General features: G+C 37.7%; 11 protein-coding genes and 1 riboswitch. Of the genes, 6 read left to right on the forward strand and 5 right to left on the reverse strand.

Going from position 1 to position 14,830, the window contains the following annotated elements; all coding sequences use genetic code 11:
* Positions 1-343, forward strand: a 343-nt coding sequence (locus V7183_RS13455; RefSeq protein WP_335359838.1) for a hypothetical protein, incomplete at its 5' end; no start/stop codon positions are given.
* 19 nt (positions 344-362) lie between these two features.
* On the opposite strand, the gene V7183_RS13460 is transcribed toward V7183_RS13455, so the two are convergent.
* The 3 genes from V7183_RS13460 to V7183_RS13470 form a co-directional block, all read right to left on the reverse strand.
* Positions 363-2,120, reverse strand: a complete 1,758-nt coding sequence (locus tag V7183_RS13460; RefSeq protein ID WP_335359839.1) for a C40 family peptidase — start codon at positions 2,118-2,120, stop codon at positions 363-365.
* A gap of 210 nt (positions 2,121-2,330) precedes the next feature.
* Complete coding sequence (locus V7183_RS13465; protein ID WP_335359840.1) at positions 2,331-3,215, reverse strand: D-amino-acid transaminase; 885 nt, start codon at positions 3,213-3,215, stop codon at positions 2,331-2,333.
* Between the two features lie 638 nt (positions 3,216-3,853).
* A complete protein-coding gene (locus V7183_RS13470) occupies positions 3,854-5,782 on the reverse strand; it encodes an LTA synthase family protein (protein ID WP_335359841.1) in 1,929 nt (642 codons plus the stop codon).
* Positions 5,783-6,537: 755 nt separating this feature from the next.
* Between V7183_RS13470 and V7183_RS13475 the strand changes: the two genes are divergently transcribed.
* The 4 genes from V7183_RS13475 to thiC all read left to right on the forward strand — a co-directional run bounded on the left by V7183_RS13475 (position 6,538) and on the right by thiC (position 11,823).
* Positions 6,538-6,903, forward strand: coding sequence for a YkvA family protein (locus tag V7183_RS13475; RefSeq protein ID WP_097894837.1), 366 nt, complete (start codon positions 6,538-6,540; stop codon positions 6,901-6,903).
* 50 nt (positions 6,904-6,953) lie between these two features.
* Positions 6,954-7,448: a metal-binding protein gene (locus V7183_RS13480; protein WP_097894836.1), complete on the forward strand. Its 495-nt coding sequence runs from the start codon at positions 6,954-6,956 to the stop codon at positions 7,446-7,448.
* A gap of 372 nt (positions 7,449-7,820) precedes the next feature.
* Complete coding sequence (locus V7183_RS13485) at positions 7,821-9,476, forward strand: lactate permease LctP family transporter (RefSeq protein WP_335359842.1); 1,656 nt, start codon at positions 7,821-7,823, stop codon at positions 9,474-9,476.
* Positions 9,477-9,720: 244 nt separating this feature from the next.
* Positions 9,721-9,836, forward strand: a riboswitch (TPP riboswitch).
* 226 nt (positions 9,837-10,062) lie between these two features.
* Positions 10,063-11,823, forward strand: coding sequence for a phosphomethylpyrimidine synthase ThiC (gene thiC, locus V7183_RS13490; RefSeq protein ID WP_335359843.1), 1,761 nt, complete (start codon positions 10,063-10,065; stop codon positions 11,821-11,823).
* A 103-nt stretch (positions 11,824-11,926) separates the two neighbouring features.
* On the opposite strand, the gene V7183_RS13495 is transcribed toward thiC, so the two are convergent.
* Complete coding sequence (locus tag V7183_RS13495; RefSeq protein WP_335359844.1) at positions 11,927-12,952, reverse strand: cytochrome d ubiquinol oxidase subunit II; 1,026 nt, start codon at positions 12,950-12,952, stop codon at positions 11,927-11,929.
* Entirely contained in the window at positions 12,945-14,300 is a 1,356-nt protein-coding gene (locus V7183_RS13500; protein ID WP_097894832.1) for a cytochrome ubiquinol oxidase subunit I, read from the reverse strand. The genes V7183_RS13495 and V7183_RS13500 overlap by 8 nt, the downstream gene beginning before the upstream one ends.
* A 271-nt stretch (positions 14,301-14,571) precedes the next feature.
* Here V7183_RS13500 and V7183_RS13505 point away from each other — a divergent pair, with 271 nt between their 5' ends.
* Entirely contained in the window at positions 14,572-14,721 is a 150-nt protein-coding gene (locus tag V7183_RS13505) for a hypothetical protein (protein WP_097894831.1), read from the forward strand.
* Positions 14,722-14,830: the final 109 nt, after the last annotated feature.

Consider the following 14,830-nt stretch of genomic DNA (forward strand, 5'->3'; position numbering starts at 1 on the left):
GTTTGCTCTTTCTGTTTTTACTTCGCATGTGGCAGAAAAAGAAAAAGGCCCTGACCGTTTCTATGCATGGTCAGATGCTCTCTCTCATCTAAAAAGAGGGGGGTATGTCGGTTTTTTAATTGATGTATATATATCCATTTTGATTTTCCAACATATAAGTCGCTGCTATGAAGAACAAAAAGTGACCTGCGCTCGTTCTCTCTTTGTTTTAACTTGGCGTGGGGCAGGAAGAGGGTCTGACCGCTTCTATGCATGGCTGGATGCTCTTTCCCATCTAAAAAGAAAGGGTTTATGTTGGTTCTTCAATTTGTATTTATATAGAAAGAGCTTTCTAGTAATCTAGAAAGCTCTAAAACTATAACTTAAGGTGCTTTTGTGTAGCCTAAGAAGTGACTCTTCCAATAAGAGTTATTTAATGAAGCTACTGCAACACCCTTATCTCCAGCTTGAATAAATGATCCACCGCCAAGGTAGATACCCATGTGAGAAGGACCAGACTTATAAGTATCTTTGAAATAGATTAAATCACCAGGTTCAGGATTTGAAGTTTGTGATAAGCTACTCCAATATCCTGCCACACTTTGACGGCTAATGTTATGACCAAATTTATTAAAGACGTGGAAAATGTAACCACTGCAGTCAACACCATTAGCAGAAGTACCACCCCATACATATGGTACACCTGCCATTGATTGTGCGTATGCAAGTATAGAAGAGGCATTTCCACTGTTGTTATTTGTATTATTATTTTGATTTTGATTATTATTGTTATCTGTTACGTTAGATGGTTTGTTAGGTTTATTATCTACAGCGCCACTAACTGGTGTTTTTGATAGGAAGCGAGTTCCGATATAGCCAGTTTGACCGTTGTAGTTAACTTTACTCCATCCGGAATTTTCAGAAATTACTTGCACCTTTTGACCTTGAGGAAGGGCACCGATGATTCTGTAATTTGTACCTTCGCCACTACGTACATTTAATGCAGATGCATTAATGTAGTATTCACCAACGGATCCTTGTGGTTGTTGTTCTTGCTCAGGTTGTTTTGGCTGTGAAGGTGCATCTGTGCCGCCTTTAACGAACTTTACAAATTCGCTACTTACATAACCAGTTTGTCCTTGATGGTTAACTTTAAACCAACCATTTTCAACACCGGTAACGTTTAATGTTTGACCATTTAATACGCCACCGATAACACTTTGGTATGTAGCTGGACCTGTACGAACGCGAAGAGATGTTGCGTTAACAACATAAGTACCGCCAGTTTGAACAGTTACATTCCCACTTTGATATTTTGGCTCTTCTTTGTTACCTTGAATGGTATTTTCGCCGGAGCCACCTTTTGTTACATAGTCCTTGCTAATATAAGCAGCTTGTCCTGCATAGTTAATTTTAAACCAATCTTGAACTTCTCCTACAACCTGTACAACTTGTCCTTTAGGAACGGAGCCTAAAGTTGTATGAGAAGTGCTAGGACCTGTACGAACACGAAGGGAAGATACATTGACTGTATAGTTTCCACTTGCTGGTTGTACAGCTGTGTTGTTATTGTTGTTATTATTTGTAGAGCTAGCGTTTGAAGAAGCACCGGATACAAATTCGCTACTTACGTAACCAGTTTGACCATTATGGTTAATTTTAAGCCAACCATTTTCTTGGCCAATTACGTTTAATGCTTGTCCTTCATATACACGTCCTACAATGGAACTGGAATTATTTGGGCTTGTGCGAACACGTAATACATCAGCAGTAACTTTGTTGTTTCCACCTGCACTTACGCTTGTTTTTGCAGCGCCATTTTTTGACACAAATTCGCCATTAACATAACCAGTTTGACCATTATGGTTAATTTTGAACCAACCATTTTCTTCTCCAATCACGTTTAGTGCTTGTCCTTCGTAAACACGAGAGATGATATCGTGAGAAGTACTAGACCCTGCGCGAACGAGCAATACGTCAGCAGTCACTTTGTAATTTGAATTGTTTTGTGATGCGGCTTGAATAGCTTGTGCAGCAGGCTTTTGTGCATTTTGTTCAGGTGCAGCTTGAACGTTATCAAGTGTCGGGGCTGCGCCTCCTGCTACAGACACTGCCGCAAGACCAGCAAGATATTTTTTCATGTTTGTCGATTCCTTTCTGTCTGTAATATAGTGATGAAATATTTACCAACTGTTAAAAATTCTAAAAGGCATGTCGATTACTGTCAAGTCTTATAAGGGAATCCGAATATGACAAAAAGGTTACAAAACAAAATCAAGGTGTGAATTACCACCTTGATTTTCACTAGAAATCCATATATTGAAAAATGATTAGAGTGAAACTATACGCATTTAAGATAATGAGATGTCAGAAACCGAAAAACTTTGTACAAATGATTTTTGTAGTAATTTTGTGGTTGGACCAACTTGACCGTTCAAAATAGCAATTCCATCAAGATGTGTCATAGGTAAAATCTCCACGGTTGTTCCTGTAAAAAAGCACTCGTCTGCATTATAAACATCACGAATACTAAATAGTTCTTCTTGCACAGGGATTTGTAGTTTATTGGCTAAAGATAGAATATACTGACGGATAATCCCGTTTAAGATTAAATGATTGGCGGGATGCGTATAAAGAGTACCGCTTTTTACAAGAAAGAAATTAGAGTGGCTCCCTTCTGTGACGATGCCATTACGAACGAGAAGTGCTTCTTTACAACCTTTACGTTCTGCTTTTGTATAAGCTAATACATTAGGTAATAAATTTAGTGATTTAATATCACAGCGAAGCCAGCGTGCATCAGGTTCTGATATAGCGCGTATCCCATATTCAATCCATAGGGCAGGTCGTTCTTTTTTTGATATATAGGCATAGATTGTTGGGGCTACATCAAAAGAAAATGCATGTGCACGAGCTTGGACCCCACGAGATACTTGTAAGTAGACTGTTCCGTCTTCATGAAAGTTATTATTTTCGAGTAATTTGTAGAGTAATGTAATGAGTTCAGCTTTGGAGAATGGAAGTGTTAATTCGATTTCGTCCATTGAGCGATATAATCTTGTTAAATGTGGATCTAATAAGTGCAGGTTTCCTTTATAGATACGAATGACTTCATAGACGCCATCACCAAATTGTAATCCCCGTTCTTCTAACTGTATGTACGTTTGTTTTTTATTTGTATCAATAACAGTATCATTCCATAATACAAATCTTTCGTATGTCAATTTACGTCCCATCCTTTCTTAATCGTTTGAATAGTGAGTCGTGATCAAAGTAAGGGTGCTACTATATCACTTACTAAAGTAAAAAATCCTTTTGGTTGTTGTTATGTAAATTCTTTTCATGATGCTATTTGTAGGTAGCAAAAAATGTGCTGGAAATAAAAAGGGGCTAGCCTGTAAGGATCAGATGAATAAGGGCCATCAGTGAAGGTGAAAATTTTTTTATTGTATTTTGCATATACAAATTCGAAAATGAGCAATAAGAATCCTGCTTTTTACGATAAAAAAAGCAACATTCAGCATGAATGTTGCATAAGGAGGATAGCTATGTTTCATAGGGACATTGTCTTGTTAAAGGCTTGATGGATGACAAATCAGAACGTCCTTTAAAGACAATTCGTGTTACTTCCAGTAACACTAGAAAATTGTTAACAAAAGTTCCTAACATTCCCCAAAGGAAACTTTTCATAAAGTTTGAAATGAGAGACGGGGAATATATGCGACTTTGCTTATAAATTCAATTATAAAGATGTTTCATAAATTTTATGTAAATATTTAGTGAAGATTATGTAATTTTAACATCTTAGTATATAGTTCCAAATACTATGTTTAGGAAAGAGATGATGAATGAGGATGAAAAAAAGACGCCGGGATTACTCGGCGCCCTTTTTGTCTTCTTTAATAACGGTTTTTACTTCGCCAGTCTTGATTTTGTTGCTGTCAGAGAAGCGAAGTAAATCTCCCTCAATGAGTTTATCAGACATGTGCAGTTCATTTTGTGCACGGTCAATCATTGCTTGAGCTTCATCTTTTGGTACTTGTACGACCTCGCCTGTTTCGCGATTATAGAATGTATTATTTGTGTACATATATTGTTCTGTTACAAAGCTTCCATCGCGAAGAACAACGAATGATTTATAATCTGGTGAGAATACATCATGACCGAAGTGAATGTCATTGCTTGAATCAACACCAAGTAAGTTTAGAATTGTAGGTTTAATATCAATTTCACCCGTTGGTTTTGAAATTGTTTTACCTTCTTTTTGACCTGGAACATGAATAAACATTGGTGTTTTTTGTAAGTTCATATGATCAAATGTTGTAATTTCTTCTTTGCCTAAGAACTGTGCCATTGCACGGTTATGATTTTCAGAAATACCATAGTGGTCACCGTAGAATACGATAACAGAGTTATCGTAAAGACCTTCTGCTTTTAGACGTTCAATAAAGTGTTTTAACGCTTCGTCTAAATAACGAGCTGTTACTACGTAACGGTCAAATACACCATCACCAGAGTTATAAGGTTCAATGAACTTTGTTCCCTCATCGTAATCAAATGGATAATGGTTTGTTAAAGTAAGGAAACGTGTATAGAACGGTTTCTTAATATTTTTTAACATATCCACTGATTGATCAAAATACTCAATATCTTTTAAACCCCACCCTAGTTTTGTTTCAGGTGTAATTTTATAATCTAATTCGTTAAAGTAACGATCGTAACCAAGTGCAGGGTACACGATGTTACGGTTCCAGAATGTTGCGTTGTTTGCATGGAATACAGCTGTGTAATATCCTTGCTGACGCAGAATTTCTGGGGTTGCTGTATATTCATTGTTACCGTGTGTAAAGAATACAGCACCACGGTCTAATGGGTATAGCGATGTATCTACTAAGAATTCAGCATCTGAAGTTTTTCCCTGTCCAGTTTGGTGGAAGAAGTTATTAAAGTAATAACTTTCTTTTGCAAATTGGTTTAAGAATGGTGTAACTTCTTGACCATTTACAGTTGCACCAATTAAGAATGTTTGTAGTGATTCAAGAGAAACGACAATTACGTTTTTCCCTTTGGCAACGCCAAACATATTTGGATCCGGTTTACTTTGATTTGTTTTTACATAGTTTTCTGTTTCTTGTAATTTGCTACCATCAGCAAATGCTTTTTGTGAACTTGATTTTGCTTGCAAGCCAAGGTCATATACTTGGTGTGTATATAAACCTAAGTTTTTTACGAGCATAACACGGTCAAATGAACGAGTTAATAGCTCTGGGCGCTCAGTTTCTGCAAGACCTAAGTTTGCGAAGAAAATAGCAATAGTTGAAACGAAATATAAAGAACGCATTGGACGTGATACACGTTCCGTTTTTGCGAAGTCTTTCTTTTTCTTTAATAGCACGAAGAAAAGAATAATATCGGCAAATGCAACGATGATTTTGTAGTTAAGTAGTTCTTTTACACTGGATCCTAGCTGTCCAAAGTTGGATGTTTGGAAAAGGACTGGTAAAGTAACGAAGTCATTGTAGAATCCATAGAACATTACGTTACCAACAAGAATGATTGTTAAAACACAATCAATTCCAAGTGCTATATAGTTCCGTTTCTTCCCTTTTGCGAATAATGCAAGACCCACAAACAGTAATGATGTCGCTAATGGACTAATGAATAAGATAAATTCTTGCATGAAAGATTCAAGTTTTAAATCAAAGCTCGTACGTGTAATAATGTAAGTTTTCAGCCATACAGCCAAAGCAACGAACAGAGTAAAACGTACATTATGAAATTGTGATTTTAAAGATTCCTTCATCCATTCCACCCTTTCTCTATCAGGCTTGGTCGATTTTGGAGCGAAAAATGCTAAAATAAAAAATACATAGTTTTCTTTGCAATGAGTAGAGTTTTTGATATTCACCCATGTACGACTTTAACTATGCATACCCTTTTGGTTTCTTTTGTTGGTTCATAAGTATAACGTCATCTCTGTATTATACAACAAAATTCAGTTCTGAGAAACACTATAACATTTTACATCTTTTTGTATTTTTTAATTGTTACTGCCAGAGAAAACTTTAACATTGGTTTATATGCTCGTCAACTAGAAAATATAACAAAGATAAAGGGGAATGTTAAGCAGAATTCAATATTTTATATTAAGAAATATAAGTAGAAAGTATGATGTAATCCGCTAGGAAGCCATTATTATGAGGGAACATGGTTATATAAATCCATTTTAATTTTTCAATATACAAGTCGCTGCTATGCAGAATAAAACATGACCTGCACTTGTATTCTCCCTTTGTTTTCATCCTTATATGTGGTAGGAAAAGGCCCTGACGGTCAGATGCTCTCGTCCATCTAAAAAAGGGGGGATGTCGGTTTTTTAACTTGTATCTATATAGAAAATATACGAACGCTTGTTCTTTTGTTTGTTATCTGTTAAAATGAAATTCCATTGGTAAGCTATGTGTATATTTGATGAACTTTTTCTTAAATAACGAAGCTAGTTTTTTAGAAGATATATCTGTTTTTTTGATAATGAAAAAAAGTATGGGGGCTGTTTATATGGAGCGGAAATTTTCAGTCGAAGCGTTTTGGAAGAAAGTAAAACATGTAGCAAAACAAGCAGGACAGTCGGTTATTTATGCGAGTTTATTACTGTTTTATGTGTTGCAAAGGCCAGATGTTCCTAAACGGGTAAAGGCAACAATCATCGGAGCGCTTGCTTACTTTATTGCACCAATTGATGCGATTCCAGATTTTATAGCTGGGATTGGTTATACGGATGATTTAGGCGCATTAACGGCTGCATTATTGCAAGCATCTATGCATGTAAATGAAGATGTGAAGGAAAAAGCACAGATGAAATTAGCGGATTGGTTTGGTTCGGATATAGATACATCGTTTATCGATCAAAAATTAGATCAATAGGTGAGAACTGTCATAGACTGACAGTACGAACATAAGCGAGGAAGTGCACTATGCCATCAGGAAAAACACATACGAAAATAAACTTACTTTCCCTGCCGATTGTTTTGTTTATGCTTGTTTCATATGGACTAACAAATTTTGATTTTCTATTAACTTTTGGGATTGGATTTTTAATTGGTACGTTTTTTTTAACACCGGATTTAGATACTCATAGTAATGCCTATAATAAATGGGGATTACTTCGGATCTTTTGGTATCCGTATCAATGTGTGATGCCTCATCGTTCTTTTTTAACGCATACGATTGTAATAGGTGACCTTATTCGTATCTTGTATATGCTACTAGTCTTTTCTCCATTTCTATACATATTAAATGAAACAGTATTAGACGGAAAGCTAGTAGAAATGGCAAAAGAGCACGATGTATCATTAGTGACATTTGTAATGGGAGTTATTGCTGCAAGCGCACTTCATATTATAGCGGATCAATTGAATACACGTCGTAAAAGAATTATGCGAAGAAAAAAGAAAAGACGAAGAAGATAAAGCACTTGCGAATTGCGAGTGCTCTTTTAGTGTTTCAAGGTTGATTACAACGTTTAATCAAACGTTTGTTTAAGCAGAGGAAGGTTGTGGTGATAGCTTTTCTGAAAATAAATCAAACGTTTGTTTAAAAAAAGTTATTTTATTATTCATAAATAGAAAATGGATAAATAAGCAGAAATTCGGTTTAAAATAATAAAATTTTCAAAAAATATCCCCAAAAAGGAAATGATATGGTAAAGTATAAATATAGTGATATGAAAACGTTTTCCTTGGACGTTTTTTATTTTAGACTGAAAGGTATGATGACCGGATAGTCTATTGATATGATTATGAGGATTTTAAAACAGGGGATTACAGAAAGGGAGAGGGACAATGAACACATGGACGCAAGTTTACGATCCGTTCGGTAACATTTGGGTTTCCGCAGCGGTCGCACTTATTCCAATTATCTTTTTTTTCTTGGCTTTAGCAGTTTTTCGCATGAAGGGGCATGTGGCAGGATTTATTACAGTGGTATTAACAATTTTAGTTGCAATATTTGCATATAAAATGCCGTTTACAATGGCAATGGCAGCAACTGGATATGGTTTTTTATACGGGTTATGGCCAATTGCATGGATTATTATCATGTCGGTATTCTTATATAAAATTTCTGTAAAAACAGGACAGTTTGACGTAATTCGTGCATCTGTATTATCAATTACGAATGATCACCGTCTACTCGTTATCTTAATTGGCTTCTCATTTGGAGCGTTTCTGGAGGGGGCAGCAGGATTTGGTGCACCAGTAGCAATTACTGCTGCACTTCTTGCGGGTCTAGGTTTAAATCCTTTATATGCGGCTGGGCTTTGCTTAATTGCTAATACAGCACCAGTAGCATTTGGAGCGATGGGGATTCCGATTACAGTTGCGGGGCAAGTAACAGGTATTGATCCGCATAAAATCGGGCAAATGGCTGGGCATCAATTACCATTCTTATCAATGTTTGTTCCGTTCTTTATCGTATTTTTAATGGATGGCTTCAAAGGAGTAAAACAAACGTGGCCTGCATTATTTGTAGCTGGCGGTTCCTTTGCTATTACACAATTTATTACAGCAACATTTTTAGGGCCAGAGCTTCCGGATATTACATCAGCGCTTGTCAGCTTAGTATGTTTATCGTTATTCCTGAAAGTGTGGCAACCGAAAGAAATCTACCAATCTAATCAAGAAAATGCTGAAGTGGCAGCAACGACTGCATCTATGCCAAGATTAACAGCGGGAAAAGTCGTAAAGGCTTGGTCACCATTTATCATTTTAACGATTATGGTAGTTATTTGGAGTCAGAAATTCTTTAAATCTTTATTTGCTCCAGGCGGGGCTCTAGAAAGTCTTGTCTTTAAGTTTGAAATTCCAGGTTTGCACAATCTAGTAATGAAGGCAGAACCGATTGTAAATAAACCAACGCCTTATGAAGCAATATTAAAGTTGGATGTTATATCGGCGACTGGAACAGCAATTTTAATTGCTTGTATTATTTCAATATTTGTGTTGAAAATGAGTGCAAAACAAGCAGCTGAAACGTTTAAAGAAACCTTACAAGAATTAAAGATGCCGATTTTATCTATCGGTCTTGTATTAGGATTTGCATTTATTGCAAACTATTCTGGTTTATCATCGACACTAGCATTAGCATTGGCGGCAACAGGTGGATTATTCCCATTCTTCTCACCATTCCTTGGCTGGCTAGGCGTATTCCTAACAGGATCGGATACATCAGCAAACGCATTATTCTCTAATCTACAGGCAATTACAGCGCAACAAGTTGGTGTAAAAGAAGTATTGCTTGTTGCGGCTAATACAACAGGTGGTGTAACGGGTAAAATGATTTCTCCGCAATCGATTGCGATTGCGTGTGCAGCAGTAGGACTTGCTGGAAAAGAATCTGACTTATTCCGATTTACATTAAAGCATAGTCTATTCTTTGTAACCATTGTTGGTATTATGACATATGTACAAGCTTATTATTTAACGTGGATGATACCGTAAGCAATAGTCATCAATTTAACACAAACAAGCCAGGTGCTGAAAGCACCTGGCTTGTTTCATAACCCTAACTCGATGGTTACGCACGGCATGAGAGACTATTCATCCCCGATTAAGGTTTCAATTTATCAACTGTTCGAGAAGGCATATCGACTAGCAGACAAAAAACGATATGTAAAAATACAATTCATTTATTTGTATTTTTCTGATTATCGTGTATGATGGGAAAGTATTGAAAATTAAATCAGTGATAAACTAGGGGTGCTTAAGTGATGCTTAGGCTGAGAGAGAAGTGCGATAACTTCTTAACCCTTTGGACCTGATCTGGCTCGTACCAGCGTAGGGAAGTTAACGGCTTTACATAACAATGTCTTTATGAGCCAGGTCCTTGTTTTACTATGGACCTGGCTTTTTTATTTGGTATGCGCTGGCCACAAGTTTTGTTCTCGTCCTTGTCACAAGAAAAGCGGAACCGATCATTACGATTGGGTGAAGTGCAAATCAAGATACTTGAAACTAATTAGGAGCCGACTCGCGGTTCTGAGCAAAGAAGGTTTCTTGAAATGATAAAGGGGAGGAAACACAAATTATGAAGCAATCTGTTTCAGCTGAGCAAATTGAATTGAAGTCGAGTTTACCAGGGAGTAAGAAAGTCTATGTTGATGGACTACGTGAAGGTATGAAAGTACCAATGCGTGAAATTGAGCAAAGTGAAACAAACGGTGTACCAAATCCACCGATTCGTGTATATGATACGAGCGGTCCATACACAGATCATGCGTACAAAGTTGAGCTAGAAAAAGGAATTCCAGCGCCGCGCCATGCTTGGATTGTTGAGCGCGGGGATGTGGAAGCGTATGAAGGGCGCGAAATGAAACCAGAAGATGATGGTGTGAAGGCAGCATCTCAGCATACACCAGTCTTCCCGCAAATGGATCGCAAGCCGCTTAGGGCAAAGAAAGGTGCAAATGTAACACAAATGCACTATGCACGTAACGGTATTATTACGTCTGAGATGGAGTATGTTGCGATTCGGGAAGGGATGGAACCAGAATTTGTTCGTAAGGAGATTGCTGAAGGACGCGCGATCTTGCCAGCAAACATTAACCACCCAGAAGCAGAACCGATGATTATTGGACGCAATTTCCATGTGAAAGTTAATGCGAATATCGGAAACTCTGCTGTATCTTCTTCTATTGCGGAAGAAGTAGAAAAGATGACTTGGGCAACACGCTGGGGTGCGGATACTATTATGGATTTATCAACGGGAAAAAATATTCATACAACGCGTGAATGGATTATTCGTAACGCGCCTGTACCAGTTGGAACAGTGCCAATTTATCAGGCGTTAGAAAAGGTAAATGGGATTGCTGAAGATTTAACGTGGGAAGTATATCGTGATACGTTAATTGAACAAGCAGAGCAAGGCGTGGATTACTTTACAATTCATGCTGGTGTACTACTTCGTTACATTCCAATGACAGCAAAGCGTATGACAGGGATTGTTTCACGGGGCGGCTCGATTATGGCGCAGTGGTGTTTATACCATCATAAAGAAAACTTCCTATATACTCACTTTGAAGAAATTTGTGAAATTATGAAACAATACGATGTTTCCTTCTCTCTTGGAGATGGATTACGTCCGGGTTCGATTGCAGATGCAAATGATGAAGCACAATTCTCTGAGCTTGAAACACTTGGTGAGTTAACAAAAATTGCTTGGAAGCATGATGTGCAAGTAATGATTGAGGGACCAGGACATGTACCGATGCATTTAATTAAAGAGAATATGGAGAAAGAAATTGATATTTGCCAAGGTGCACCGTTCTATACACTCGGACCTTTAACAACAGATATCGCACCAGGATATGACCATATTACCTCTGCAATTGGTGCAGCAATGATCGGCTGGTTTGGTACTGCAATGCTTTGCTATGTAACGCCGAAAGAGCATTTAGGATTACCAAACAAGGATGATGTTCGCGAAGGAGTTATTACGTATAAAATTGCAGCTCATGCAGCTGATCTTGCAAAAGGGCATAAAACAGCGCAACAACGTGATGATGCACTTTCAAAAGCTCGCTTTGAATTCCGTTGGCGCGATCAATTTAACTTATCTTTAGATCCTGAACGTGCAATGGATTTCCACGATGAAACATTACCAGCAGAAGGAGCAAAAACAGCTCATTTCTGTTCCATGTGTGGTCCGAAGTTCTGCAGTATGAGAATTTCACACGATATTCGTGAATATGCAAAAGAAAATGATTTAGAAACAACGGAAGCAATGGAAAAAGGTATGGAGGAGAAAGCTAGAGAATTTAAAGAAGCTGGTAGTCACTTATATCGATAAATAGAGTATACGATTTTGAACACCTCTTTACTTCATTGATCACATGTACTTAACTTAAATATAGAAGCCCCCTTCGCTAAGACGGTAGCAGAGGGGGCTATTATTATTTCTCCTTTAAGAACGTTCGATCTTTTAAGAATAAATTCCAGAAGAAGATAAAGCCTGGAAGCAAGATTGCGATACCAATCGCATAGAGAATAAGCAAGGCGTAAAAAGTTTCTTTCGTTGTAAAACTTGTAGATACAGTGACATCTGGATAAATGATATATGGTAGATGTGCAACGCCATAAGCGTAGCTTGCAAATGCATATTGTGCAACAACTGCTAAAACAGCGATTCGCGGCCAGCCGAGTGAATCGTATTTTTTATTTGTCCACCAAAGGGAAGAGTATCCGATGACAAATAAAATAATGGAGACTGTAAACCAAGGAAATTGTTTAATTAATCCTTGCATGAGCCAGTGCGTTTCTGGGTCCATAACAACAAGGGCGATAATTGCTGTAACGAGTGTTGCTGGACCGAGTATGATGGCATTACGTCTATAAAGACGATACGTATCCTCTGAGCGTTGTTCTCTTGCAAAATCAGCTAAAAAAAGAGAGGACAGGAATAGCTCAGAAGTTAATCCGAATAACATATAACAATAAATTACAGGGCTTGAAAGAAGCTTTCCGTATAATAGAGCTTCTTTGCCTCCAGAAGTCGTAATATAGGCGCCTTCTGTTACGGGTAAAACCGTAATTAGCAAGGCGGGAATTAAAAGTCCAGTAATACCAGAAATAACGCGCATGGTATGTTCATATTTTGGTACGGAATAGGCAAACACCATAAATGTACTACGAATGGCGACGAGAACTAAAATTAATGTCACAGGTACGAACATGACCGTTGCAAGGGTGAAAGTCGCTTTTGGAAAGAAACCAAGAAATGCAACAACAACAAAAACAAGGAACGTATTAGTGACTTCCCAAGTGGGTGATAAGTAACGGTTGGCAAGCTTTCCAGCAAGTGTTGGAAGCTTGGCGTATACCATGCCCCAAAAACCAGCTCCGAAGTCAATGGAGCCTAACATGCTATATACGAAGATAAGAGCCCATAAGATGATAATCGCAATACTTGCTTCATGCACGAGAATCTCCTCCTTGCTGCTTTAAATCATTTTGTAATGGATGTCTTCTAAAGAATGTCCGTAGTACGAAAATCGTTAAAGCGCCTAGTCCAATATACAAAATGACGAATACTACAAATAAAGGTCCGACAAAATCAGCGCGTGTGGCCGAATCGATTGTGCGCTGCATTCCATAAATTGTCCAAGGTTGACGACCGCTACAACTGAAAATCCATCCGCATTCAATACCGAACATCATAATCGGTCCACATGCAGCAGTTCCCCATAGTAGCCACTTCGGCAATTCTGCTCCTTTTTTTCGATAAATAAAGTACCAATAGAGAAGAGCAATTGTTGCAACAGCAAAGGTAAATGTGGCTGTACCGACCATTAAATCAAAGAATGTGTGGGTATAAAATGGTGGCCATGTTTCTTGTGGAAATGCATTTAACCCTGTTACAACGGTGTTAGGGTCTAATCCAACTAGTAAGCTGAGCATATTGGGAATTTCCAGGGCATAGTTTAATTCATGGGTTACAGGATCCACCAATCCACCAATCGCTAGAGAAGCGTGGGATTTCGTATCAAATAATGCCTCCGCTGCCGCTAATTTTTCTGGAGAATGCTCATGTAAAGCAATTGCGGATTCATGGCCGGAGATCCACATCGTTGCACCAGTAATAAATGTGACGACAAGCCCTAAAAATAATCCTTTTTTATGATAAGCAATTTCCCGTGCGCTTGTATTTCGTTTTAATAATTTAAATCCAGCGATAGAAGCGATGACAGCCGCTCCGGTTGCATAAGCAGTGATTACAACGTGAAAGGAGCTTGTGAAAAAGCTCGGATTAAAGAATGCTTTCCATGGATCAACGTTAAAAACGGAACCGTCTGGATGCATAGAAAAGCCCGCAGGTGTGTTCATCCATGTATTTGCTGAAGTGATTAACACAGCGGATGCAGTAGCACCGAGCATAACGAAAAAGAGAGATACGAGTCTCATAAATGGAGGTAATTTATCGGCTGCATATACATAAATAGACATAAATAACGCTTCTAAGAAGAAGGCAAAAATCTCAATTTGAAAGGGTACAGAAATTACCTGACCGACAATTTTGGCGAACCCGGGCCAAAGAAGTGAAATTTGTACACCGACAATTGTTCCAGTTGGAATTGCAACGCCGAGAAGGATGGCGAAAGCCTTTGTCCATCTTTTTGCCATGACGGCATAATCTGAATCTTTTTTCCAGTGATATAATACTTCGCTTATAAAAATCATTAAAGATAGTCCGATTCCAAGTGTTGCGAAAATAATGTGGAATGCTAATGATGAACCGAAGAAAGCCCGTGACAAAGTAACAGTATCCATAATTCTACTCCTTTTCATTTTTACCATTATTTTCTGATCGAATTGGAAAATTTATTCAAAAAGATGCCAAAAATATATATGTATTTTAAAAAGTGAATATGGTATTATGATTCTGAAATATTCAGAAAAGCTCAAAAAAAGAACGGGAAAATATTTCGTTTGTGTTTTAGAGCAAAATCTTTTATAATTTTTATGCGAACGTGAGTTCTGTTTAGGGTGTGGCTGAAACTAACAGAATGAGGAAGTTCATGTGAAATGGAGGGGATGTTTTATGTATCCTGAAGTCATTAACAAAATGGCATTTTCAAAAGAGCATAAAGATTTGTTATTAAAGTTATACAATAAAGAAATTACGCGGCGTGAATATGATCGTCTTGTGCAATCGCTATATAAGCCTACAAAAGAAGCGTGTGAGGGATAGAGAGTAAAGAAGACAATCGAAATCGATTGTCTTTTTTTATGTGTGTGTATGCTCTTGTGGTGTTGTTTGGATCACAAGTTATATTTTGCATAAAGAAGCTGTCCAAAAA

The sequence above is a fragment of the Bacillus sp. JJ1127 genome (assembly GCF_036965845.1).
GTDB lineage: Bacteria > Bacillota > Bacilli > Bacillales > Bacillaceae_G > Bacillus_A.